Raw genomic sequence first — 23,036 nt, 5'->3', positions numbered from 1 at the left:
TCTGGCGTAGCCGTGAACGAGAGAGTATGTCACAATAAAAAATTGTCCCTTCAATCCCAGAACAACTGTGACGACTACTCCTCTCTCCCCTAGCACTCCTGCCCAACAACAGCCGGATTCTCTTGGCCGCTTTGGCCGTTTTGGTGGGAAATATGTTCCTGAAACCCTCATGCCTGCTTTGGCGGAACTGGAAGCGGCCTATGAGCAGTATCGCAAGGATCCGGATTTTTTACAGGAACTCGATGGCTTATTAGGGGACTATGTGGGACGACCCAATCCCCTGTATTTTGCCGAACGCTTAACGGCACACTACGCCAAACCCGATGGCAGCGGGCCGCAAATTTACTTGAAACGGGAAGATTTAAACCATACCGGAGCCCATAAGATTAATAATGCTTTGGGTCAGGTGTTGTTAGCTAAACGCATGGGGAAAGGGCGCATTATTGCCGAAACGGGAGCCGGACAACATGGGGTTGCGACGGCGACGGTGTGCGCTCGTTTTGGTCTGGAATGCGTGATTTATATGGGCGTTCAGGATATGGAACGGCAGGCGCTCAATGTGTTTCGGATGCGCTTAATGGGGGCGCGGGTGCAACCTGTGGCGGCGGGTACGGGAACGCTGAAGGATGCGACATCGGAGGCGATTCGGGACTGGGTGACCAATGTGGAAACCACCCACTATATTTTAGGCTCGGTGGCGGGGCCTCATCCCTATCCCATGATGGTACGGGATTTTCATGGGGTGATTGGCAAGGAAACTCGTCAACAGGCTTTAGAAAAGTGGGGCGGGGTGCCGGATATTTTGTTGGCTTGTGTGGGGGGCGGTTCTAATGCGATGGGTCTGTTTTATGAGTTTGTGCAGGACTCCCAAGTGCGCTTAATTGGCGTGGAGGCGGCGGGAGAAGGCACGGAAACGGATAAACACGCGGCTACCCTCACAAAAGGTCGTCCGGGGGTGTTACATGGGGCGATGAGCTATTTATTGCAGGATGAGGAGGGACAGGTGATTGAGGCTCATTCGATTAGTGCGGGGTTAGATTATCCGGGGGTGGGGCCTGAGCATAGTTATTTGAAGGAGACGGGACGGGCGGAGTATTATAGTGTGACGGATGGGGAGGCGATCGCCGCTTTACAGCGTTTGGCGGAGTTAGAAGGCATTATTCCGGCTTTGGAAACCTCTCATGCGATCGCCTATTTAGAAACCCTTTGTCCTCAATTAACGGGCAGTCCTCGTCTTGTGATTAACTGTTCTGGACGAGGGGATAAGGATGTGCAGACGGTGGCGAAGTATTTAGAGGGTGGGATTTAGCTCATCGTCGGGAAGCCCCGCACTGTACAAATGTCAGTGTCGGGATGAAAGACGGTTAATTGAGGGGTTCGATGCCCCGAAAATTAACCAACAATTATTTAGGGTCTGCTGAATAACACGCCTATGCTAGGCTCAACAAGGGAACAGGGAACTCTTAACAGGGAACAGATCATCTAAAACTGGCACGATTGCCTATTCCCGACTCCCGACTCCCGACTCCCGACTCCCGATTCCCCAACTCTCGGACTTATTCAGCAAGCCCTATTTAGGTAAACGGATTATAAAGATAGTACCTTGACCGGGCCCAGAGGTCATATCCAGACTTCCCCCGTGTTTTTCCACAATAATCTGTTGTGCGATCGCCAAACCTAACCCCGTGCCTTTCCCTACGGCTTTCGTCGTAAATCCCTGATCAAAAATATGGGCTTGAGTTGTCGGAGACATTCCTAAACCATTATCCCCAATGGTGATGATTACCTCTTCCCCCTGCATTTGGGTTTGAATCCTGATCTGATTGGGATTCGTTTCCAAATAGCCAAAACTCCGCCCCACACTCGCCTCATCAAGGGCATCAATGGCATTAGCAATCAAATTCATAAACACTTGATTGAGTTGCCCTAAAAAACAATGCACCGGGGGAATATCCCCATAATTTCTCAACACTTGAATGGCTGGGCGTTTAGCATTGGCTTTTAAGCGGTACTTTAAAATCAACAGCGTGCTATCGAGTCCCTCATGGAGATCGGCGCTGATTTTTTCGTGAGTATCTCCTCGGGAGAAAGTCCGCAAGCTGTTACTAATCGACCCAATGCGCTCCATCGCCCCCTGCATTGATTGCATCAGTTGGGGGAAATCCTCTCGGATGAAGTCTAACTCAATCTCCTGACTATGGGCGGCAATCACTCGCCCCCCATCCCCATGATGTTGTTCATAGAGAGCCAAATGTTCCAGCACGTCCTGCATATAGTCCTTGGTGTTTTTAATACTCCCTTGCAAGAAACCGAGGGGATTATTAATTTCGTGGGCTACCCCGGCCACTAAATTCCCCAAAGAGGCCATTTTTTCGCTCTGAATGATTTGTAATTGGGCTGCCTGCAAGTTATTTAAGGCGTTTTGGGTGGTTTGGTACAGTCGGGCATTTTCTAAGGAAATGGCGGCCTGAGTACAGAGGAAGTTTAAAATCAGCAGGTGATCGGCACTAAACACACCACTCGCAAGACGATTTTCTAGATAAACAATACCGATGAGTTGGGTTTGATTGAGTAGGGGTAAACAAAGGACACTCTTGGGTTGTTGTTCAAGGAGATAATCCCCCCAAATGGGTAACTCGGTTTTGAGATCGTCAATCACAACAGGACTCTGTGTATTTTGGACATATTGAATCAACTCTAGGGGCATCTGGGCGGCATCCGTGAGGGATAAACTACAGAGGTGGGTTTCCTCTGGGGTTGCGATCGCCCGCAGTTGCCAACCGATCTCTGGTGTGTTTAAAAGCAATAGGCCGCGATCGCCTCCTGAATGGTGTAGGATGATTTGACTGAGTTGATTGAGCAGTTCCTCTAGTTTAATTGTACTGGATAGAGCCTGAGCCGCTTTGAGAATGGCGACGAAATCCAATACGGTGTTAATGGTGGAACTAGAGGAAGAATGACTTGCAGGAGGATTGAAAGCACCGATACTCAAGGTTGCGAGGGTATCTAAGGCATTGAAACTAGGGGTTTTGGGTTGGAGGATGGGGCGGAGTAAGTCAGGATAACGAGCTTCTAGCTGTTCGGTTTTCGCTTTTGCGCCCCAGCGGGAATAACTATAATAGGCCTCCTGCATATAAACGGCGGCGATTTTTTCTTTCCCCCAAGTGCGATAGAAGCGGGCGGCACATTCATAAGCGATGGCTTCTTCCTGTACATAATCATGAGCTTTGGCTCCGGCAATCGCCCGATCATAAGCTTCTAGAGCGGCCGCTGGCTGCCCCAAGACGCGGTATTTCTCCGCCTCAATGAGGTCTACCTTATGTTGATGGTTCATGGGGGCATAGTGCGCCCAGTGGTCTTTGAGGTGGGTTAGATTTTGGGCGACGCGCTCCAATAATCGCGCTTGTTGTTCCACAGAACCGTTAAATTGTGCCAAGGCCAAGAGGGAATCATAGAAATAAAAGGCGGGTTCCCCCATCGTTCCCACCCCGCCGATAAAGTGGGTTTTTAACGCCACGCTGTACCGTTCGGCTGCCTCTAAATCCCCAAACAAATAGGCCAGCATGAGTTTATAAAGGTAGAAGAAATATAAACCGAATAAATCATGGGCGGCTAACAGTTTCGGTAAGAGGGTTTCCGGTTGGTCGTCGTTCTCCGTTAAGATGCTGGGATACTTCCTCTGTTCCATTAAATTCAAAATGGAGCGCCAATAAAGCCAACAATAATCGGCGGTGGCCTGTTGGTGTAACTGCTTCAAGGCGTGATAATAGCCATAGGTTTCGGATGCCAAGGTCGTTAAAGGTTGACCTCCCCAAAAAGCATTAATACAGAAGGTATAGGCACTTCGTCCAGCAAAGTCTAAGTTCCCCACCTCTAGGGCAATTTTATAGCCTTCTTTGGGTAAGCTCAGGGTGTCTTGGGCGAGAAACTGGCGATGGAGAATAAATAAGCCCGTTGTGGCTAAGGGTTCCGGTTTAACGGCCTTAATGTCCAGTTGATTGGCCACGTTGAGGGCTAATTGACCAAATTTCACCCCGTTTTCCACATCCCGCAAGATATTACAGACCAGAAACCCATAGCAGGCATAGCCAAAGGGAGAGGCCGCCCCATGACCATACTCGATGGAGAGTTTCACGGCCGAACAAATCAGGGCGGGGAAAAGGGACGACCCGGTAATATAGGTGGCGGGGATGATACTATTGCCAATTTGGAGGGCGGCGATGGTTTCCCGTTGGGTCAGAACGGGTAGGTGAACTAAATCGAGTACGTCGCGATCGCCCATTAACCCCTGAATCTCTGCCATATACCCTTGCAAGTCTTCCGCGCTGGGGCATGGGGGTAAATGAACCCCTAACTGATTTAACACACGATGAGCCACCTCAATGGCCTCCGTCAGTTGATTGCGGTAGACATGGGCTAGGATGCGAGTGTGGTAGGCGGGAACTTTTTCTAGTAAGCTATGAGCGTGATTCAGGATAGCTTGCACCAAGCCCTCCATCTGCTCATAATCCCCCTCTAAAGAGGCGAGTTCTGCCCCCAAATGGTGGAAAACTAAACAAAGCTCATAATACTCCTGCCAAGGCTGTTCCCCCAACAGAGATAAGCCGACTTCTGCATAGGTGCGTCCGGCCTGATAAGCGGTAGCACTGCGAGCTTTTTGGCCAGCAATCCAGTTCAGTTGAGCGAGTTCTTGTTTTTCTTGGGGAGTGTTGATCAACTCAAGGCCATAGTTTAACTGATTCACCAGTTCAAAAATCCGCTCTTCCCGTTCGTGGGGGGGAATTTGGGCTAACAGCAATTGGCCAATATGGTAGTGAAAGCGTTGCTTTTCAGAGTCTGGAATCAGGGAATAGGCCGCTTGTTGGACGCGATCATGCAAAAAACGGTAGGGGACGGTTTGCCGAGTTTCTCCCCCGATTTCTCCTTCTTCTTGGGCAAGGTAGAATTTATAAACTTGGCTCTGGGGAATGACAAATCCTTGTTGTAAAGCCGGCCAGAGATGATCCGCTACGTCGGTTTCCGATTGTTCGGAGGCGATCGCCAAAGTCTCTAAATCAAACTGATTGCCCATACAAGCCGCCAGTTTTAGGCTTTCTTGGGTCTTGGGCGGCAACTTCTGCAACTGCTCGGCCATAAACCTCACCACATCATCCGTTAGCGCAAGGCCACGCACTTGGGTTAAATCACATTGCCAGTGATGGCTTTCTGGATCAAAATAAACGAGGTGATCGTGATAAAGGGCTTTTAAAAATTGAGTGACAAAGAAGGGATTGCCCTGGGTTTTTTGTTGAATGAGCCAACTTAGGGGTTCGGCGGCCGGGTTAGAACAGTTCAACGTATCCGCTACCAGTTGGTTTAAACTCTGAAAACTTAAGGGCTTCAAGGTGATCGTGTTAACTTTCGCCCCTTGTTGCTGAATGTCCTGCAACATGAGCATTAAGGGATGGGCTTGAAATACCTCATTATCCCGATAAGCCCCAATTAACAAAAAATGTCCACTTTCTCCCTCCGCCATTAACAATTCCATCAACTTTAAGGAGGCAGAATCGGCCCATTGCAAATCATCCAGAAAGATCACTAAAGGATGTTTCGCCGTAGCAAAAACCTGAATTAAGCCCTGAAACAATAGATTAAAGCGAGTTTGAGCCGCCGTCCCAGATAGTTCTGGCACCGGAGGCTGTAGCCCAATAATGCGCTCTAGTTCTGGTAATACTTCTAAGATAGCTTGGGCATTCTCTCCTAAGCTCCCTTGGATTTGTTCCCGCCAAGTCTGCAATTCTAGGCTGGACTCCGAAAGCAGTTGATTGACTAAATCCCGGAAAGCCTGCACAAAAGCACAAAACGGCACATTGCGATTAAACTGGTCAAATTTGCCCTGAATAAAATAACCCCGTTGTCGGGCAATGGGTTTATGCACTTCATGGACAACCGCCGTTTTACCAATGCCGGAAAAACCCGCCACCAGCACAAATTCCGCCCCGGATTCTGTGACGCGCTCAAAAGCCTCTAGAAGAGCTTGGACTTCCCCAGCGCGGCCATAGAGTTTTTCGGGAATTAAAAAGCGATCGCACTGATCCCGTTCTCCGAGATCAAACGGCTCAATTTTCCCCTTTCTTAGCCACTGTTCAAGGCACATTTCCAAGTCATGTTTTAACCCCCAAGCACTTTGATAACGATCCTCCGCATTTTTCGCCATTAACTTCTGCACAATAGCATTTACCATTTCTGGTGCTTGTTCTAAACTCAGAGTAGGTGGTGTTTTGGCAATATGACAATGGACTAATTCGAGGGGTTCATTACTTGAAAAAGGTAATTCCCCCGCTAACAATTCAAACAATGTTACCCCCAACGCGTAAAAATCCGCCCGGTAATCAATCCCTCGATTCATCCGCCCTGTTTGTTCTGGGGCAATATAGGCTAACGTTCCCTCTAAACCTGTGGGATTTTGCAACGATTGGGTTTCTTTCGGTAACAGAGAGGCAATACTAAAATCAATGAGTTTGATTTTTTCACTATTGGGTTGAATCAGAATATTTGCAGGTTTAATGTCCTTATGGATGACATTCGCCTGATGAAGATCATAGAGAATCTGCGCGAGTTGAATAGCAATATTTAACACTTTTGGCAGGCTCAGACGTTCACAACGCACATAATCCCGCAGGGCAACCCCCCCACAATCCTCCATAACTAATAGATAACTGTGTTGATAGGTTTCTAAGCCGTAGGGATGGACAATCCCCGGAATATTGAGGTTTTTGGCAATGGTGTATTGATTACGAAATTGGAGTAAATCGTTGAAGCTTGGATAATCTTGTTGCAAGAGTTTAATAATGACGGAATCCCCTTGAAGGATTTCCCCCGATAAGCCCGGAATTGCCCGGTAAACGGCAGTTCGCGAACCGTCATAAATTTGTTCAATGAGTCGATACCCTGCCACAGTTTGATCGGCGACGGTCATTTTATTCTTCCTCTTGCCAACAATTTGATCTGATCCAGTCCAAGGCGTTACGCAGTTCCCTTAAAACTGCTGTATTCATTGTAAAACTGGCAGAGATAAAGAAAAAATTATAGATAGAATTCTTTACTCAAAATGAGTGGTAGCATACTAGGTCATTTTTTAAGTCAATTAAAGTTAAAATACCTAGGGCTTGGGGAATCTGATGTTATTCCCCAAGCCCTAATGAATCAATGAATCCAGTAAGTTCGCCAAAGGGGGGATTCATCGGGATTAGAAACATCTCGCTTTAACCAGCGCCACGTTTTCCCTTCCCGTTGCCGTTGGAGGTAAACGTCAAAACTGTTTTGTTTTTGGCTGACTTTTTGATTGGGTAGGTCAATGTCTAGATTATAAGTTCCTTGTATATGGTAGGTGGGGAGTTTCGCCAGATACAGGGGTTCAATGGCTTTGAGTTTGACCTGAGAAATATCTAACTGGGGATGGGAGGCCGCCAGTTGTTCGCTCAGTTGCTCTTGGGTTTGTTCAACTTGGAGTGCGATCGCCTTTTTAATAATATCCATCCCAGGAGCCAGAGAAATCGGGGGCGTTGCCCCAGAGCAAGCACTCAAGAGCAACACTAAACCAAGGGCAATCATCATTAAAGGGAATTTCATCATGGTGCTTCGCGATTAATAGACGGTTGACGCTCCACGGCCTCAAGGTGAGTGGATACTTCATTCGCCGACTCGTTATCATTGGGGCTTGCTGAATAAGTCTGCTGGTGGGGTTAGGGAACGGGGAACAGGGGGAGAGAGAGTCGGAAAAAAGCAAGCCTTTTTGATGATTTATCCCTAAAACCTTGCACTTTCTCGCTGTGAGAAGTCAAGGGAACAGGGGAAATTCAGGTTTTTGCCTTCAAGTCTATTTAGGGCTTGCTGAATAAGTCCGAGAGTTGGGGAATCGGGAGTCGGGAGTCGGGAGTCGGGAGTCGGGAATAGGCAATCGTGCCAGTTTTAGATGATCTGTTCCCTGTTAAGAGTTCCCTGTTCCCTTGTTGAGCCTAGCATAGGCGTGTTATTCAGCAGACCCTATTTAATTGGGTATAAACGGCTAAAAGTCCTAGTAACAGTGCTTAGAGGGATATTCAGCAGACCCTAATTGAAGAGGTCAGCCCATCAAGCCCCTCCCCACTTCTCCACAGCCTGCTTTAACGCCCCCTCGGGTAAACAGGTTAGATCAAAAGATTCCCCCCCTTGCCATCGTTCCCAAGCCTCAAAAAAGGCGCGTACCCCAGAGGCCGGGCTTTCGGGATGATCCATAATCCCCGTACCTGCATTGAGAATTACATCCGTGCCATAGTCTTGAATCACTTGGGGGAAAATCCCCGGATGAATGCCCGCTGAAGGAACCGGGAAAACATTGCGCTGGCGGAGAATTTGGCAGATTTTCGCCTCTTCTTGGGGGTCAAAAGGTAAACTCCCATAATGGGCGGGGTACAGCACCGCATCCGCTCCCCCATGCGCCATGAGAGTTCCCAACACCACACTATAGGCTAACCCCGTATGGGGGGCACCACAGAGCGCCCCGGCAAAGGCTGGATGAGCAAAGATAGGAACGTTAATTTCTGGATCGCTAGCTAAAGTATCCAGGACAGAAAACCCATAGGTGAGGACATTTAACAACAGAGCATTTGCCCCTTTCCAAACCAGTTTACGGGCATTCTGGATTAATTCCTCCGCCGATCCGGTAACATTTACCGCATAGAGAACCGTGCGATCGGTTTTGGCTTTTACCTCCTGAATGACTTCTAAACAAGCTTCTAGGCGTTTTTTGGTGGGGGCGATGTCCAAATTCGGCAGAATTTCATCATCTTTGATGATATCAAGACCCGCATGAGCAACTTGAGAAAAAATCAGGGCATGATCTTCCGGGGAGAGTCCGAGGGCTGGTTTAAAGATAGCCATGATCAGGGGGCGATGGGGAACCCCTAAACGTTCCCGAATGCCACTCATGCCCACCGTGGGTTTTTTGCCGTAGTGTTCGGGTAAGCGCAAGTCAATAATTTTGCCTTGTCCTGCCATGGAATACTTGCCAAAAATCATGGTCAGTAAGCTGGGGATATCCCCTTCTACGTTACTTTCGGGAAAACGTACTGTAGCGGTGCTTCCGGTGTCATCTTCCACGACGTTCACGACTTCAGCGAGGTGGGCGCGTAAGCTCTCTTCTCGGTGAGAAAAGCGCCCGTCCCATGTGCCGACGGTTTGACCCACGGCGATCATTTTAGCTTGTTTGTGGGCATCAACTCCCAAGGGAAAGCGATAGTCTACTTCTATGTTGACACTCCCCGGCTTAAAGGGACGGGGGTTTTCAGTACGTCGGGAGTCCATTAATCTTACCCTCCTTGATCTTTATTCATTTTACCCAAGAATCCCCATCCCCTTGTGGGTGGAGAACTTCAATATACGCTCACGATTGGAACTGTAGGACTGGCGATCGCAGCCAACTTCCCCCCATCACCGGAGCATAAAGCCAGCCGGGGAACAGATTGCGCTCAATCCCCCGTCTACAAGCTACAATCGCACAGAACCTGTGATTTTCACTAGCCCTTATCCAAACTGAGTCATGTTTAAAACCTTCCTGCTGCTCCTCTTCCCCCTATCCCTCCTCAGTCTTAACCCCTCCCTTGCCCGTGCAACAGTTCTCATTGATGTGGGTATAGTGCAACGGTTTGGGGATGAAGATAGTGATCGTCTCACCCTCTCCGGCAGCGACGGAAACCCCCTCACCCTAGAATTTTTAGCCGGAGATGGTAGCACCCAAACCGTCACCACCCCCAGCGTCACCTTAGAAATCGTCCGCCAACCCCAAGAAAACCCCGTCGTGCGGGAATGGGTCGTATTAAGTGATCATGCCACCTTTGAAACCGCCGAAAATAGCGCCAAAGCATGGCAAGAAAAAGGGATTGAAGTTGAAGTGACTCAGCCCGGACGCTGGCAAGTGTGGGCTAAACGGGAGGTTTATAATACCCCCCTCCTGCGGCGAATGTTAATTAAGAATTTACAAGAAGCCGGAGAAACCGAAATCTATTTACAGTCAGAAGTGTTAGAAACTACCCCTGTAGTGTCTTTTGTGGTGGGTAGTTTTCGCTATAACCGGGCGAATTTTGCCATTCGCAGCGCCAACAACCGTATCCGGGTGAATGACGGCACCAATCAATACGTTTATGCCGGAGATTTGCGCATTCAACCCAATGCCTACGGGGATTTTACCCTTGTGAATAACATTGACATTGAAACCTATTTACGAGGAGTTGTTCCCCACGAAATTGGCCCCAATGCCCCTTACAATGCCGTAGAAGCTCAAGCTATTATTGCTCGCACCTATGCCCTGCGCAATTTACGCCGTTTTAAGGCTGATAATTACGAACTCTGCGCTACAGTTCACTGTCAGGTTTACCGGGGCTTGACGGGGACGGTGGAACGCTCTGACCGCGCCATTACGGCTACAGCCGGACTGGTTTTAACCTACAATAATGAGCTAGTAGACGCGCTCTATTCTGCCCACAGTGGCGGCACTACTTCACCCTTTGAGGATACTTGGGATGGAGAACCTCGCCCCTATTTACAAGCGCGGGTGGATGCGGTGACACCTCCTTGGGACTTAAACGCACGGCCTTTGAGTGATGAACAGGCGTTTCGGGAGTTTATGAGTTTGCAAACGGGACTCAATGGTTCTAATAGTTCGGTCTTTCGCTGGAGTCGGGAAAGTAGTATTGGGGACTTAACGGCGGATTTAAACCGCTATCTGGAACGGACGAAACACCCTCTGGGGGGGATTAATCGGATTTTAAGTATGGAGGTGGCAGAACGTTCTGTGGCGGGTCGGATTTTGCGCTTTGTGGTGGAAACGGATAAGGGTACGGTGGAACTCCACAAAACCGAAGCCCGCAGCGCTTTCGGCCCCCCGCGCAGTACGTTGTTTTATGTTGACCCTATTCGGGACGGTAATCAGAATCTAACGGGATATCGCTTTGTTGGGGGGGGGTTTGGTCATGGTGTAGGATTGAGTCAGTATAGCTCCTATACTTTGGCAAATTTGGGCTGGAATGCTACGCGGATTTTAGAGTTCTATTATCCCGGTGCGAAGGTTGAACCCCTCAATGATTCTATTGTTTTCTACCCAGAGCAATAGGGAGTCACCCGTCTTGACAAGTTAAGACCTAAAAAAACCTTGCACTTTCTGGCGCTTAAAATGGTCTAAAGCCTTATTAACAGTGCTTACAGGGATATTCAAGCAGACCCGATTTATAGGGTCTGCTTAACAACCGCCAACGCTTCAGCCAGTTGGTTTTGCCCTAGAGGTTTTGTGAGATAACCATTCATCCCCACTTGCGCACAGGTCGTGCGATCGCCTGCTTCATCATTCGCCGTCAGCGCGATAATATAGGGTTGAACCACTGGGGGAAAATCGCGCCGGATGATTTGTGTCGCCGTAATCCCATCCATTTCCGGCATTTGTACATCCATCAAAATCAGATCATAGGGGTTCAGCGACAAACGTTCCAACACTTCCAAACCATTGGCAACCACATCAGCCTGATAACCCAGTGCTTTGAGGTTGAGTAACAGCACTTTCTGATTAATGAGATTATCCTCAGCTATAAGAATTCGTAAAGCCCCTAAATCCTCCATCTCTAAAGTGGGGGGGGTTTCTTCCCAAGCGGGAGAGACTCCCCCCTGTTTTTGTTCAATAAACTGAGCCTTGAGATGGCGCGTTAAACTGTTTAAAATCTCCTGTTCTTGAAACGGCTTCCGGATGAAATCATCACAACCCGAGGCCAGAATCTTGGTTCGATCTTCCTCAAACACACTGGCCGTTAGAGCAATAATTTTGGGAAGGGGAGGGGTCAAGATTTGTTGAATCCGTTGGCTGGCTTCAATCCCGTTGAGTTTTGGCATCCGAATGTCCATAAAAATCAAATCGGGATGATGTTGGGCCGCTTGGGCGATCGCATCCTCCCCATCCTCAGCCTCAAAAACCTTGAACCCCCAGCATTCCAGCCGTTTCACTAAAACTTCCCGATTCTCCGCCACATCATCGGCCACTAAAATCCTATAAGCAGGTTCTTGGGGTGCCAGTCGCCAGTCAATAAACTCCGACACTGAATCCAGCGACTCATCGGACTCAGGCCAAGAGATCGGAAGCGCAAAGCTGAAGGTTGTCCCCTTCCCCACCTCACTTTCAACCTCAAGTTCTCCCCCCATCAACGCCACAAATTTCTGACTCAGCACTAAACCTAAACCCGTTCCCGTCTGGCTATTCCGGCCACTTTGGGTTTGTACAAAGGCTTGGAATAAAGTCTGTAGTTCCTCCGGAGCAATTCCTACCCCAGTATCTTGAATCGTGAACTTGAGGCAGGGTGAGGCCGAAGGAGGATCTTCCTCCTGAGAATAGACCACCGTTAAACGAACTGTCCCCTTTGAGGTGAATTTAATGCCATTGTTGAGCAAATTCACTAAAACTTGCTGTAACTTCACCCCGTCGGCTTGAATTAAATCCGGCAGATTGTCCCCTTTTTCTAGGGTGAATATTAACCCTTTGGCTTGTGCCGAAGGTTGCAACATAATATCAAGCTCATGGAGTAATTGATGTAATTTGAGGGGGGTTACATTGAGAACCATTCGCCCTGCTTCAATTTTCGACAGGTCTAAGATTTGGTTAATTAGGGCTAATAAATACTCCCCACTGCGCTCAATGGTGCGGATATAGCTCTGGTCTTCAGGGGAGAGTGTGGGGCTATTCAGTAATAGTCTAGGGTAGCCGAGGATGGCATTTAAAGGGGTGCGGAGTTCATGGCTCATATTAGCCAAGAAAATACTTTTGGCTTGATTCGCCGCTTCGGCCGCTTCTTTGGCTTGAATTAACGCTTGTTCAGCTTGTTTGCGGATTGTAATATCCGTTGTGGTGCCAATAATTTTAACCATCTCCCCGGCCTCATTATAGATGGGCTGCCCTTGGATTTGGACAAACCGAACATTGCCCTGACAAGTTATGATCTGCACATCTGTATCAAAAGACTGGCCGGCTTTTATGGCTTCAATCACGTTTTTTTGATAATGCTCTTGATCTTGAGGATGAATTTTGACTATCTCGCGGTCGGGGCGAGTGGTGGGGGGATGAGCTTCCGCCTCATGGATGCGATAGACTTCTTCTGACCAGGTGACGGTGTTTTGCTGGGGATCTACTTCCCAACTGCCCATGTGAGCCAGTTTCTGAGCTTCCGTGAGGGCAATGGTTTTGAGGGCGACCTGTTGCTCCAAATCTTGGGTGTAGTTGTGACGCAAAATATCGCCTTCTTGAATGGCCAGCATCATGGCTTGAAAGGATTGGGAGAGGGTGGCAATTTCTGCAATCCGGGTCAGTTGAAGGGTTTGCTCTCGCCTTTGGGTCATAAAGTTTTGGCTGGTTGCGGTGAGGTGGGAGAGCGATCGCGTAATTCGGCGCGCTATCCACAGACTACTGGCCACCGCCCCCCCTAAAGCTACCGCCCCGAGTAGCAAGGTGCGCCGTAAATTGGCATAGATTGCCCCCATCAAATCCGATTCTGGAATAACGCTGACAATTTGCCAATTCAAATTTTGACCATTTTGATAGGGGGTAACATTGACAAAGAAGCGCTGGCGATTCCCGTTCCCAGACGCTACAGCAAGGCGATTCCCCTTAAAAACCCCCCGATGTTCCACCCCCGGCACAGAGGCGGTAAATTGGAAGTTGAAGGGTTGACCCGATGCCCTCTCTCGTTCTTGAGTGAGAAGGGCTTCCCCCACGGCTTGGGTTAAAGGATTCTGACTTTCCGTGACCCCTAAACGAGTTAAAACATTCTGATTATCTTGACGGGTAATGGGTGCAACAATTTCAGTGGTTGAGGTGGCGACTAATTCCCCAGTGGTTTCGAGAATAAAAACCTGTCCTTGGGGGGAAAGATCCAACTCGGCCAGAAATTGATTGATGTCATTGAGGATCAGTGTAATGGTGATGACTCCTCGAATTTCCCCCCCTTGTTTGATGGAGTTCACCCCTAGAATTGCCGGAAGTGGGGCTACTGCTAAGGCGCTGATGCCAGTCCAGTCCGGTTGGTCTTGTTGGAGCGCCTGTGCATACCAAGAGCGTTGAGTGGGATTCCAGTTCGGAATCCGCCGGATTAGATCGAGCCGCTCACCTTCCTCACTCAAGCGATAAAACCGACCCTCACTTAGACCCGGTTCTGCCTTTTCCAGCACAATCATGGTTTCAGGTGTTGTGAGAAGTCCCGACCTATCGTTTGCTACCCCAATCATCTGAGACTGGGGATTATAGAAGCTCATGGCGGTTAACCCCGGATACAGTTTGAGCGTCTGTAAAAAATGGGTTTCTAACTCTCTAAAATCGTCGGGATTCAGTTGCTGCCGCTCAATTAAGCCCTGATTAGTCGCCAAGAGTAACAACGCATCGCCAAGGAATTGATCTAGTTCGGCTTGGATTTTGTTGGCTGTTGTATTCATCCACTCATGGGCTAACTCCCCGACCACTTCCTGACCACTGCGATAGGAAAAATACCCGACCAATCCGACAACGACCAACATTTGGATCACAAACTGGAGGGTTAGAATTAAGTGCAGGGGGATTTTCTTAAACATCGGGTTTTTATTTTGCCAGAGTCAGGGAAAGTTAGGATTCATCACTCGCTCTTGTCTGTTTAGGGTTTAAGGCATTCTGGGCAAACCAAAGGGGAAACCATAGACGACTTGAGAATATTCATTTAATAGAATCGCTTCGCTGGTTTCATCTCCTAACTGACGCGCAACGGCGATCGCACTTTGATAAAATTCCCCCGCTCTCTGCCAAATCCCGAGGCCTGTATGATATTGGGCATAAAGATGTAATGCCCGCATTTGTTGGGCTAAATTCCCTGTCGTGCGCGCTAATAAAACCCACTCATCCAAGGCCTTAAAAGCAGGGCTCCACCGTCTCCCCCGAGCATAACCTTCCGCCAATCCCCGCAAGGCGCGAAACTGATTGGGTAAGTCTCCCACTTCTTGGGCATACCACCGGGCGAGACGGTATTCTGCAAGGGCTTTGTCTATTTCCCCTAGGCCTCGGTAGGCATCCCCTAAGTTATTGAGGGTATTGGCTTGTCCAGCGCGATCGCGCATTCGCCGCCGATAATCTAACGCTTGTTCAAAGTAAGCTATAGCGGTGCTGTAATTCTGTTGCGCGATCGCGACTAAGCCCAAATTACTAATACTGAGGCCTTCCCCCTCTTGATCTCGGATACTGCGGGCAATGGTCAACGCTTCGGCAAAACTTGCTTCGGCTCCCCTTAAATTATTCATTTCCAGTAACACCACCCCGAGATTATTTAAGGCATACACCTGAGCGGAAAAGTTCCGTTCATCCCGAGTAATGGCTAAATGACGACGGAGGGCGTTCTCTGCGGCATCATAACGCCCCAATTGGGTGTAAACAATGCCAAGATACTTATAGGCTAGTGCCATGCCGTCATCAGCGTTTAAGCGGTCATAGAGAACGAGGGCTTGCAGCCATAGATCAATGGCTTGATTGAGATCCCCCCGACTTTGGGCTTGACTGCCTAGATTGAGCAGTAAATCCGCCTCATTTCGTTGTCCACTGGACACATCTTGACGGGGAGATGTGCGCAGTTGTTCGTCTAGGCGATCCATATCCTGAGCCATCCCCGGCGATACATTCCAGAGAAAGGGTAGGATTAAGGCGATCGCGCAAGTTCTCCCTAGGGTTTGTTTTCTCACAGTTTTCTCCCAACTCACCGGATGCTTTCTATGATTAATTGTACTTTCACTAACTAGGGTCTGCTGAATAACTGGGCTAGGGAACAGGGGAGCAGGGGGGCAGGGGAGCAGGGAACAGGGGAAATTCAGCTTTTTGCCCTCAAGTCTATTTAATTTGGTATAAACGGCTAAAAGTCCTAGTAACAATGCTTAGAGGGATATTCAGCAGACCATATATAGTGTCCAATTAATTGGACACTATATATGGGACTTGAAAAAATGCACACAAGCTTAACTTGTTAAGGTTGCCTATTCCCTATTCCCTATTCCCTATTCCCTCCTACATCCTGCCTTTTGCCTCTTTTCTCCTAATCTTGAATAGCGGTGCCATAGGCAATAACTTCAATCGAAAACCCCCCATCTTTGGGATTATTCCCATTTAATGAACTACTGGTATAGCGCACATTGACTACTTTGGTCGCGCCCCAACCAATAGCTCGTTCTTTCATCCGTAAAAGTGCCTCCCGACGAGCGCGTTCTACAATACTTTCATAAACCGTTATTTTGCCCCCAGTTAGCTGAACGAAACCGAGGATAAACTGTTTAAAATAATCTGACGTTAATACAACACTCCCCACAACCAAAGTTGTTTTTTTTGCCCGTAGAAATTCTTGCTTTCCTCCATAGTTCCAAGTCTCTAAGTCCGCCGTTTTTTTCTCTCGTTGTTCTAAGTCTTGAAAATGGGATTTCTCCCGCCAGCTACCTACAAAATAACCTAAAATCAGCAAAAACAAGGGAATCCCTAGACTTAAAATAATTACAATCAAGTCAAAGATTGCTGTCATAATTTAATCCTCAAGGTTTTATTTGTAAACAGTCAGCAGACCCTATCTATTAACTATTCACACCTTTACATGACTTGAACGGCTGTTCCATAGGCAAAGAGTTCTGCGGCTCCTTGGGAAATAGAAGAGGTGGCAAAACGTACATTTATGATGGCATTCGCTCCCATTTTTTCCGCCTCAGCAATCATCCGATTAACGGCCTCTTGTCGTGCCTCTTGCAATAATTCGGTATAGCCTTTTAATTCCCCCCCGACTAGGTTTTGTAGTCCCGCTAAAATGTCTTTACCAACGTTTTTCGCTCGGACGGTGCTACCTTGGACTATGCCATAGTGTTTAACGATGGTCTTTCCAGGAACGCTCTCTAAGTTCGTTAAAATCATGGTGGTTTCTCGGTTAAAGATGGGGTGAGTTATTGGGATGGATTGGAAAACAGATTTGAAAACACGTTCAAAGTCGTATTTTCTGTTCTAGCACTATTTTTCCTTAAATGCTACTTAACACGGGCAGGATTGTTCAGGCTAGAAATTGAAAACTTGATCACATTATGTAACGAAATGTAATTTTTTTTGACGAAAGGGCGAGGCCTTGGGATAATGTTTTTAGTTAAAGTTTTTTCATAATGGGAGTGGTTGAACCTGTCAATGAAAGCAACCACTCCCATTATCTAATAATATCACTACAAAAGTCAAAAGTCAACAAAAAAAGTGCAAATTTTGAGGCCATTTTTTTAACAAATCCTGCGTTGAAGTTGTTGCTGTAAACCTTTTTCGGGATCAATTACTAACCCGGGATAGGTAGATTGAAGAATGGGTGCAATCGTTCCGGCTAGGGGATCGGGGAACAACACATAACAACTCCCAGTCGGCAAATTTTGCAAGGTTTGTCGGGAAGACGTTAGCCAAACGAGGGGGACATTTTGGGGGGGATCCCCGTGTCTTTCTTCTTGGGGAGAGGTGGCGGCTAGGGTTTCTAAAACTAAGTGATTGCCTTGGACTAAGCCCGTTTTAGCCGTCCATAATTTAACGGCGAGTTGGGCGCGACTGGCATAAAAATAAAGGGAGGCTGTGGCTGTTACCGCTTGTTCAAAGCTGTCTGGGTCCCAGGGGTGCTGGGTATCTAAACAGATGACCACTTCTTGGCCACTGGTGAGCATTTCCAATTCTCGGACTTGTAGGATGCCTAAACGGGCGCTGGTGCGCCAGTGGATGAGGCGGGTAGGATCTCCGAGACGGTAGGGGCGGAGGGCTTTGGTGATGCCTTGGGTGGCGGATTGGTAGCGGCGATCGCGCTCAATTTGTAGGGTGTCGTCTTGGCCTAAACTTTCCACGAGGGGGCAGTAGGTGAGGGGTAAGACGGTGGGGTAAACAATGGCTTTGCCGGGGGCGGAGTGGCTGCGACGACACCAAAACAAGCCCAAGGGGGAGGCGGTGCGTAAATCCACGTTTTGCCAACGATAAACTCCCCGTTTCCGGGCCTGATAGTAAGCGGTGCAGCGTTGGGTGGTTTGGGGGGGGATGACTTCGAGGGCGATCGCCTCCTGAGTTTGGAGGGGGGGAGGGACTTGATCCCACACTTGTAGTAAAAGTTTCGGTTGGAGGGTGGGGTTTTCTAGTTCTAACTCAATGGCTAATTCATCTCCCACGGTTACGGGGGTAATGGGGAAGCGCCGCACTTTCAACTGAGATAAATTGCGCATAGACAGCAGGATACTGAGGCCTAAGAGGGCGAGAATTAGCCCACTGATGGCATATAACCATCCGGCCATTGTATTGGTTGCTGCTCCAAAAAAACACAAGGCTAGGGTTAACAAAATCCCCCCACTATAGGCAGGGGCAGCCCAGCGTTGTTCAAGCCAATGATGGAGTCTTCGGGTAATTTTCATAGGGTATAGGGAACAGGGAATAGGGGAGAGGGGAGAGGGGGGAAGGGGGAGCAGGGGAGAGGCAATCTCCCGATTCCTGACTCCCGACTCCCTACTCCCTATTCCGTTGTAACAGTTGTTGAGTGGTGCGTAGATTTTCTTGGGCGGTGGTGTAATCGGGATCGAGGGCGAGGGCTTGACGAAATTCTGCGATCGCCTGCTCTAGATTGCCTTGGACTTTTAAGGCACTGCCCAGGCCATTGTGGGCGTGAGCGTGGGCTGTGGTTCCCACACCGGGGCGATCGGGTAAACCAAGGGCTTGGCGGTAACGGGCGATCGCCTCACTAGCATTTCCCTGTTCTAATAATAAATCCCCTAAACTCGCATAGGCCCAAGTAGATTGGGGTTCTAAATTAAGGGCTTGTTGAATCATGCTTTGGGCTTGTTCTAAATCCCCCGCCCGTTGATACCAGATACTAAGCCAAATATAGGCATCGGTGAAGCTGGGATCATAAACAATGGCCTGACGGAGTTGCTCAATGGCTTCGTTATAGTTGCCTTCCTGCCCTAAATCAATGCCTAAACTGTAGTAAGCGGGGGCATAGGTGGGATCAAGTTCTAGGGTGCGTTGATAGGCTTGGATGGATTCTGTATAACGCCCCATGAGACTTAAGACAACGCCGAGATTGTAGTGGGACCAATGGTATTCGGGGTTTAATTCTAGGGCTTTTTGGTAGGCGGCGATCGCGTCTTCATATTGCCCCAAGTCGGTATAAGCCAAGCCCAGACTATTATAGGCGGGGTAATAATTGGGGTCTAAATTGAGGGCTTGTCGGTAGGCTGCAATGGCCGCCTCCCATTGTTCCATCTCGACTAAAACCATGCCCAAATTGCGATAATAGATGGGATTGGGTTCAATGCGCAACGCTTCCCGATAGGCTCTCATTGCCCCTTCTAAGTCCCCTTGTTCGGCTAAAGCAATGCCTAAGCCATTGTGGGTGACACCATTGGGGGGGGTGTCTAGTTGGAGGGCTTGGCGAAAGGCCGCGATCGCCTCCTCCCTGCGTCCCTGTTCCCCCAGAATCACCCCCAAATTACTATAGGCTAGGGGATCATCGGGGGCTACTTGAATGGCTTGTTGATAGACAGCAATAGCTCCCTCTAAATCTCCTTGATCACTTAGAGCATTGCCCAAATTGTTGTAACTGTAGACATATTCAGGATCCAGACGAATGGCTTCTTGATAAGCCGCGATCGCCTCGTCTAACTCTCCTTGCTCATAGAAGGCATTCCCCAGATTATAGTAACGAATGGCCGTCGGTTCGAGTTCAATGGCGCGTTGATAGGCGGCAATGGCTTCCTCTAGCTTCCCTTGGGCTTGTAGGGTATTGCCCAGATTATTATAAGCCGCCCCATTTTCGGGATCAATGCGCAACAACCTGCGCCAAATCGACTCCGCCCCATTATAATCTCCTGCGTCCTGAGCCGCATTTCCTTGTTCAAACAACTGCTCAATTCTTTGAGCATCCACCCTTTGAGCGAGAACGCTCCCCGGAAGGGTGGCTAACGAAAAACCGAGAAGGAGAGAAAGACAATAACGGTACATAGCATTTTAGATGGGCTTGCCAGTCACGAGATGGAAAATCTCAGTCTATTGTCGCTAAATTTGGACGAAATGGGTAGGTTATCCTGTAGTGAACTGGGCTAAAAAAAGAAAAAGCCTTGGCTGAAACCAGCCAAGGGAAACCAATCAGGGTGCATCTAATGTGTTGTTACAGCAGGTTCTCCTAAGATTCCGGACATTTTTAGAAAAAGCGCAAAAATCGGGAGAACTGGCGGTAAAAAGAGCAATAAAAACCTTGGCTGGTATCCAGCCAAGGTCAACCAATCAGGGTGCATCTACTCTTTTTTCTACTACGGTGAGGGTCTATGGTGTTCCGGACAAATTTTCCATCTATTTCGTTATTTTGTTTGAGGATGTCATCAGGACGTTCTACCTCTTGGCTCAAAAACGATACCCTGCTCCCACCTGCATCCGCAAGGGAGAACTGTTGGGGGTGGGATTACTTAACCGGAATCGGGCATTGCCATAAATGACAAAATCCCCCATAACGGCCGTTTCTACCCCGGCGGTAATGACGGGGGAACTGGTTTCTCCGAGGGGAGTTGCTGTTGATTTTCCTTCCACAAAAGTATAACCGCCCCCAACATAAACGTTGGTATTTTCGGCCACCGGAAAATCATAGGAAACAGACGGTTCAACAACGCGGGTTTGACTGCCTAAAAATGCCGCCCCTCGGACGGATAAATTACTATGGGGGACATCATAACGGCCATTAAAAGAAGTCCCGACGGGGGAAGAGGAAGCGGAAGATTTAGGCGGAGTGGATAAGTTAATTCCTGTTAAGGTGCTGAGGGTATCAATGGTAATTCCCCCAAACTGTTGACGGATTAAGTCCTCCACTAAACCTGATGAATTATTCCCCATACCAAACCCCATATAATTCCCTGACATCCCCGTTTGTGCTTGGGCGGCCGGGTTAAATAGGAATAACGGTGCGATCGCCCCTAAAGAACAAATAACAGGCCAAAACCGAATCCGAGCGCAATATTTCATGACGGTTTACCCATCTAAACTCTGTATGTTCACTGAGGACACCCTTCTCCGGGAAAAGTTTCCTCTCCCCTCTTTTCCCCCGTCATAAAAACGTTTCCGGTTATTTTGTCCGGGAAAATGTACCCCTGATTTGGGAATCTTTCGTGCGTGCTTTGCGGGATAACGCCTCTGTTACCTTAACGGGTAATAGTGCTATCGTCCCATTGTCCGGGAAAAACCGGAAAAATGTAGCGTAAATGTATCAGGCAGGATTTAATAGGACAATTGTAGGGAAAAATGTAACCCTTGTTCTTGCCATGTCCCAACGGAAGAGGAAGCATTCAACACCGGCACCCCCCAATCTAAGCGCGCTTGAAATGAGTCGCCGATTTGCCAGATCATCCCGGTTCCCAGTCCGGCCAAGGTGTTCACCGACTCGGCCCCCTGTCTCCAAGTTCGGCCATAGTCCAAAAAGGGGGTTAGGTAAAGAGTTCCCCTGTCTTCTGGGAGACGGGCTAGGGGAAACTGTAGTTCTAACGTGCTATAAAACCCGTGATCCCCAAGGCTCAAGTCTTGACGGTATCCTCGCACCGTGTTTCGACCTCCCACACTTAACTGTTGTACCCCAAGGAGGGGACGATCCGCCCATTGGTAGGTTCCCCGTAGGATTAGGGTAGTATCGGGGGTTAGACGATGAACCCATTGTAATCGACCAAGCCAAGTGAAAAACCGACCATCGGGGGGGGTATTATTGCGAGTGGGGTCTAAAAGATTGACTCCCCAGTTAAATTGGGAACGGAGGGCGATCGCACTTTTTTCTGAACGTCTCAACCAAGTTTGACTAAAACCCAACACAGAAACACGAGTCACCCCCCGACTATCGGCCCCCACACTGAGGGGGAAAGGAATATCCTGTAAAAACGTCTCATTGACCTGATGGGATAGACTAAATCCTAGGGTAAACTCTTCTCGGAGCGATCGCACCACAGGCTGATTCACCGTCAATTCCCAATAACGAGAACGAGAACTAATCTGTAAAATCTCAAACACCGGGTCAATAATCCGACTATTCGTGAGATTGTAACGCAATCCCAGCGTCCCCTCCTGAGCATTCAACGGCAGCGCATAACTTACCTCCCACCCCTCACTCCCCTCACTCCTGCGATAACTCCCCCCCAAACGATCTCCCCATCCCCCAACATTCCCCCAACTGATCATTCCATACCCTTCCACCGTTCCCACCGTCGGCACCCGATCATTTGTCACCCCCACTTGCACCTGCCACGGGGATGCCTCTTGTACTGTCACATCTAGCACATTTTCCCCCGGATTTTCCCCCTCAATCAAGTTGGCAGAGATTCCCGCAATCAAAGGATTTTGTTGCAACAGTTGAATCTCCTCCTCCAAACTGGGCAGATGTAAAGGAACCCTCTGGGCATTCGGTAAACGTCGGCGGATATACTGTTCTGGGAGACGATTTAACCCCTGCATCTCAATCTCTGCAATCCGTCCCTCCACCACCTGAATAATCACCACCCCCCCTTGAATGGTTTGTAGGGGTAGATAGGCCCCAGAGGTTAAATACTGATGCTCTAAATACAATTGTTCCACCGCAGAACGGGCAGCCACTAGCTGATCAAATGTCACCCCTTCCCCCGTAAAAGGCGCTGTAATGGCCTGTAACTGTTCCTCACTAAACACGGTACTCCCTCGCACCTCATACCGCGTTACCGTTATCCTATCGGGGGGAAGCGTCTCCCTCAGAGGAGTGGGGGGAGAGGGGGGAGTGAGCAATTCTTCCGGGGGAGGGAGAGGAGAGGGGGGATCTGGAGGGGGGAAATTTGGGTTAGGATTGGGTAGATTTTGAGCCGCAAGGGGGTTTAAAAATAGGGGATTTAAGATCCCGCCCCAACTGAGGAGAATTAAGGCTGGAATGCCGCAAAATTGAGCAATTTTTCTCATATTTTGGTGGTAGATGGGTTGAGCTAGGTTCGGTGACATCATTTTACTT

General features: G+C 48.7%; 13 protein-coding genes. 2 read left to right on the top strand and 11 right to left on the bottom strand.

The annotated features are described in order from the left end of the window. Window positions 1-67: 67 nt before the first annotated feature. Window positions 68-1,309: a tryptophan synthase subunit beta gene (gene trpB / locus SPI9445_RS0123310; protein WP_017307215.1), complete on the top strand. Its 1,242-nt coding sequence runs from the start codon at window positions 68-70 to the stop codon at window positions 1,307-1,309. A 261-nt stretch (window positions 1,310-1,570) separates the two neighbouring features. Here the strand turns inward: trpB and SPI9445_RS0123305 are convergent, their stop codons facing one another. From SPI9445_RS0123305 to SPI9445_RS0123290, 3 genes are all read right to left on the bottom strand, one after another. Continuing rightward, window positions 1,571-6,958: a trifunctional serine/threonine-protein kinase/ATP-binding protein/sensor histidine kinase gene (locus SPI9445_RS0123305; protein ID WP_017307214.1), complete on the bottom strand. Its 5,388-nt coding sequence runs from the start codon at window positions 6,956-6,958 to the stop codon at window positions 1,571-1,573. Between the two features lie 227 nt (window positions 6,959-7,185). After that, on the bottom strand, window positions 7,186-7,614 hold the full coding sequence (locus SPI9445_RS0123295; protein WP_026080047.1) for a hypothetical protein: 429 nt from the start codon (window positions 7,612-7,614) through the stop codon (window positions 7,186-7,188). A 498-nt stretch (window positions 7,615-8,112) separates the two neighbouring features. Beyond that, window positions 8,113-9,324, bottom strand: coding sequence for a RuBisCO large subunit C-terminal-like domain-containing protein (locus SPI9445_RS0123290; RefSeq protein WP_017307211.1), 1,212 nt, complete (start codon window positions 9,322-9,324; stop codon window positions 8,113-8,115). A gap of 235 nt (window positions 9,325-9,559) precedes the next feature. On the opposite strand from SPI9445_RS0123290, the gene SPI9445_RS0123285 reads away from it, so the two are divergent. Further along, a complete protein-coding gene (locus SPI9445_RS0123285) occupies window positions 9,560-11,128 on the top strand; it encodes a SpoIID/LytB domain-containing protein (protein WP_017307210.1) in 1,569 nt (522 codons plus the stop codon). Window positions 11,129-11,241: 113 nt separating this feature from the next. Here the strand turns inward: SPI9445_RS0123285 and SPI9445_RS27960 are convergent, their stop codons facing one another. From SPI9445_RS27960 to SPI9445_RS26770, 8 genes are all read right to left on the bottom strand, one after another. Further along, window positions 11,242-14,613 (bottom strand): response regulator, encoded by a 3,372-nt coding sequence (locus tag SPI9445_RS27960; protein WP_017307209.1) that lies wholly within the window; start codon window positions 14,611-14,613, stop codon window positions 11,242-11,244. Window positions 14,614-14,679: 66 nt separating this feature from the next. Then, window positions 14,680-15,744, bottom strand: coding sequence for a tetratricopeptide repeat protein (locus SPI9445_RS0123275; protein ID WP_026080045.1), 1,065 nt, complete (start codon window positions 15,742-15,744; stop codon window positions 14,680-14,682). A 347-nt stretch (window positions 15,745-16,091) separates the two neighbouring features. Continuing rightward, window positions 16,092-16,568, bottom strand: coding sequence for a YbjQ family protein (locus SPI9445_RS0123270; RefSeq protein ID WP_017307207.1), 477 nt, complete (start codon window positions 16,566-16,568; stop codon window positions 16,092-16,094). A gap of 65 nt (window positions 16,569-16,633) precedes the next feature. Then, window positions 16,634-16,948, bottom strand: a complete 315-nt coding sequence (locus SPI9445_RS0123265) for a YbjQ family protein (protein WP_017307206.1) — start codon at window positions 16,946-16,948, stop codon at window positions 16,634-16,636. Window positions 16,949-17,295: 347 nt separating this feature from the next. Continuing rightward, window positions 17,296-18,450 carry a DUF58 domain-containing protein gene (locus tag SPI9445_RS0123260; RefSeq protein ID WP_017307205.1) on the bottom strand — a complete coding sequence of 385 codons (1,155 nt, stop codon included), beginning with the start codon at window positions 18,448-18,450 and terminating at the stop codon, window positions 17,296-17,298. A gap of 91 nt (window positions 18,451-18,541) precedes the next feature. Continuing rightward, entirely contained in the window at window positions 18,542-20,035 is a 1,494-nt protein-coding gene (locus tag SPI9445_RS26780; RefSeq protein ID WP_017307204.1) for a tetratricopeptide repeat protein, read from the bottom strand. Between the two features lie 399 nt (window positions 20,036-20,434). After that, window positions 20,435-21,046: a hypothetical protein gene (locus SPI9445_RS27955; RefSeq protein WP_017307203.1), complete on the bottom strand. Its 612-nt coding sequence runs from the start codon at window positions 21,044-21,046 to the stop codon at window positions 20,435-20,437. 252 nt (window positions 21,047-21,298) lie between these two features. After that, window positions 21,299-23,029: a ShlB/FhaC/HecB family hemolysin secretion/activation protein gene (locus SPI9445_RS26770; protein WP_083883581.1), complete on the bottom strand. Its 1,731-nt coding sequence runs from the start codon at window positions 23,027-23,029 to the stop codon at window positions 21,299-21,301. Window positions 23,030-23,036: the final 7 nt, after the last annotated feature.

Source organism: Spirulina subsalsa PCC 9445, assembly GCF_000314005.1.
Classification (GTDB): Bacteria; Cyanobacteriota; Cyanobacteriia; order Cyanobacteriales; family Spirulinaceae; genus Spirulina_A; species Spirulina_A subsalsa.
This window is presented reverse-complemented; position numbering and strand designations above follow the sequence as displayed.